1 protein-coding gene and 1 pseudogene are annotated in these 2,521 nt (G+C 72.0%); one reads left to right on the forward strand and one right to left on the reverse strand.

The features are described 5' to 3' along the window. On the reverse strand, positions 1-1,655 hold a 1,655-nt coding region (locus JT723_RS34560; protein ID WP_205048866.1), incomplete at its 3' end, for a DNA repair helicase XPB. 619 nt (positions 1,656-2,274) lie between these two features. Here JT723_RS34560 and JT723_RS34565 point away from each other — a divergent pair. Continuing rightward, positions 2,275-2,521, forward strand: a pseudogene (locus tag JT723_RS34565) (hypothetical protein); the annotation flags it as partial.

The raw sequence follows: 2,521 nt of genomic DNA on the forward strand, positions 1-2,521 counted from the left end.
ATGTCCTCGCCCGCGCCCGTCAGGAGGTCGTCCGCGTCCACGATCCGGTAGGCGTAGCCCTGTTCCGCCAGGAAGCGCTGGCGGTGGGCCGCGAAGTCCTGGTCGATGGTGTCGCGGGCGACCACCGAGTAGAAGCGGGCCTCGTGCCCGTCCGCCTTGGGCCGCAGCACCCGGCCGAGCCGCTGCGCCTCCTCCTGGCGGGAGCCGAACGTGCCCGACACCTGGATCGCGACCGTCGCCTCCGGCAGGTCGATCGAGAAGTTGGCCACCTTCGACACCACCAGCACCGACAACTCGCCCTGCCGGAACGCCTCGAAGAGCTTCTCGCGCTGCGAGTTCGGCGTCTCGCCCTTGATCACCGGGGCGTTGAGGTGCTCGCCCAGCTCGTCCAGCTGGTCGATGTACTGCCCGATCACCAGCGTCTGCTGCCCCGCGTGCTTGGCCACCAGCGCCTCGGTCACCCGGCGCTTGGTGTCCGTCGTGGCGCAGTAGCGGTACTTCTCCTCCGTCTCGGCGGTGGCGTACGCGAGCCGCTCGGCGTCGGTGAGGTTGACCCGCACCTCGACGCAGTCGGCCGGCGCGATGTAGCCCTGCGCCTCGATCTCCTTCCAGGGCGCGTCGAACCGCTTCGGGCCGATCAGCGAGAAGACGTCGGACTCGCGGCCGTCCTCCCGCACCAGCGTCGCCGTCAGCCCCAGCCGGCGGCGCGCCTGCAGGTCGGCGGTGAACTTGAAGACCGGCGCGGGCAGCAGGTGCACCTCGTCGTAGACGATCAGGCCCCAGTCGCGGGAGTCGAACAGCTCCAGGTGCGGGTAGACGCCTTTACGCCGGGTCGTCAGCACCTGGTAGGTGGCGATCGTGACCGGGCGGATCTCCTTGCGCGTACCGCTGTACTCGCCGATCTCGTCCTCGGTCAGCGACGTGCGCCTGACCAGCTCGTGCTTCCACTGCCGGGCCGAGACGGTGTTCGTGACCAGGATCAGCGTCGTCGCCTTCGCCTCGGCCATCGCACCCGCCCCGACCAGCGTCTTGCCCGCACCGCACGGCAGCACGACCACGCCCGAGCCGCCGTGCCAGAAGCCCTCCACCGCCTGCTTCTGGTACGGCCGCAGCGACCAGCCGTCCTCCGCCAGCTCGATCGGGTGCGCCTCGCCGTCCACATACCCGGCGAAGTCCTCCGCCGGCCAGCCCAGCTTCAGCAGCACCTGCTTGATCTGCCCGCGCTCCGACGGGTGCACGGCGACCGTGTCCTCGTCGATCCGCGCCCCCACCAGCGGCTGCACCCGCTTCGAGCGCAGGATCTCCTCCAGCACCGGCCGGTCCGTGGTCGTCAGCACCAGCCCGTGCGCCGGGTCCTTGCTCAGCCGCAGCCGCCCGTAGCGGTCCATCGTCTCGGCCACGTCCACGAGCAGTGCGTGCGGCACGGGATAGCGGCTGTACTCGACCAGCGCGTCCACGACCTGCTCGGCGTCATGCCCGGCCGCCCGCGCATTCCACAGCCCCAGCGGCGTCAGACGGTACGTGTGGATGTGCTCGGGAGCGCGCTCCAGCTCCGCGAACGGGGCGATCGCTCTGCGGCAGGCGTCGGCCAGCTCGTGGTCGACCTCAAGCAGAAGGGTCTTGTCACTCTGGACGATCAAGCAGGACACGCGCATACCTCCGGGCCGGGGCCGAACTCTCCACCATACGCTGCCGCTGTGGTGGTAGGGGGGTGCCCGCTGCGGCGGGCGGTGCGCTTCCGCCGGCCGCGGGGGCTGTACGGCTCCCCTTGGGCAGCAGGCGCCCTTCCGCGGGCCGCGGGGGCTGGGGGTGCCTCTGCGTGGGGGCGGTGCTTTTCAGGGGCGCGGGGAACTGCGCGCTCAGCCCTCCCCCAGGGCTTTGCCTGGGGGTGCCCCCATCTCGCTTCGCTCGCGGCGGGTGGTCCGGCTCCGGACCGAAGAGCCCCTTCGGGTCGGTGACGACCCGCGCCCCGGTGGGGGCTGGTCGCGCAGTTCCCGCGCCCCTGGGGTGGTGGCTGTGCGTCGTCACGTGACGGTGGGTGGGGGGCTGGGCGCGCAGTTCCCCGCGCCCCTGATGGCTCGGCCCCGCCGAAGGGGTGCCGCCCGAGCCGCCGCGGCCGGCGGAAGCGCACCCCTGCGCATGGGGAGCCGTGGGGCCACCGCGGCCCGCGGAAGGGCGCCGCCTGGCGCGGAGGCGGCGCCATCCGTGGGAATCTGGGGGGTATTTACTCGTGGCTTATGTGGGGATTAGTCGTATTTGATGTTTTCTGCCCCCATGGATCACCAGCAGACGCATCCCCCCGCACCGCCGCGCCGGCGGGGAACGTTCCGCGCCGTCGCGGCCTCCTCCGCTGTCGTCGTCGCGGGCGTCATGGCCGCGGCCGGCCTGCTGCTTCCCGCCTCCGCCTCGGCCTCCGCCACGGGCGGTGGATCGACGGGCGACGGGTGGCCGTCCTCCGGCTACGGGAACTCCCAGCCCTCCGACCAGCCCAGTCAGCCGGACAGTTCGTGGCCGGAGCAGA

Origin of the sequence: Actinacidiphila bryophytorum, assembly GCF_016916835.1 — a bacterium.
Lineage (GTDB): Bacteria > Actinomycetota > Actinomycetes > Streptomycetales > Streptomycetaceae > Actinacidiphila > Actinacidiphila bryophytorum.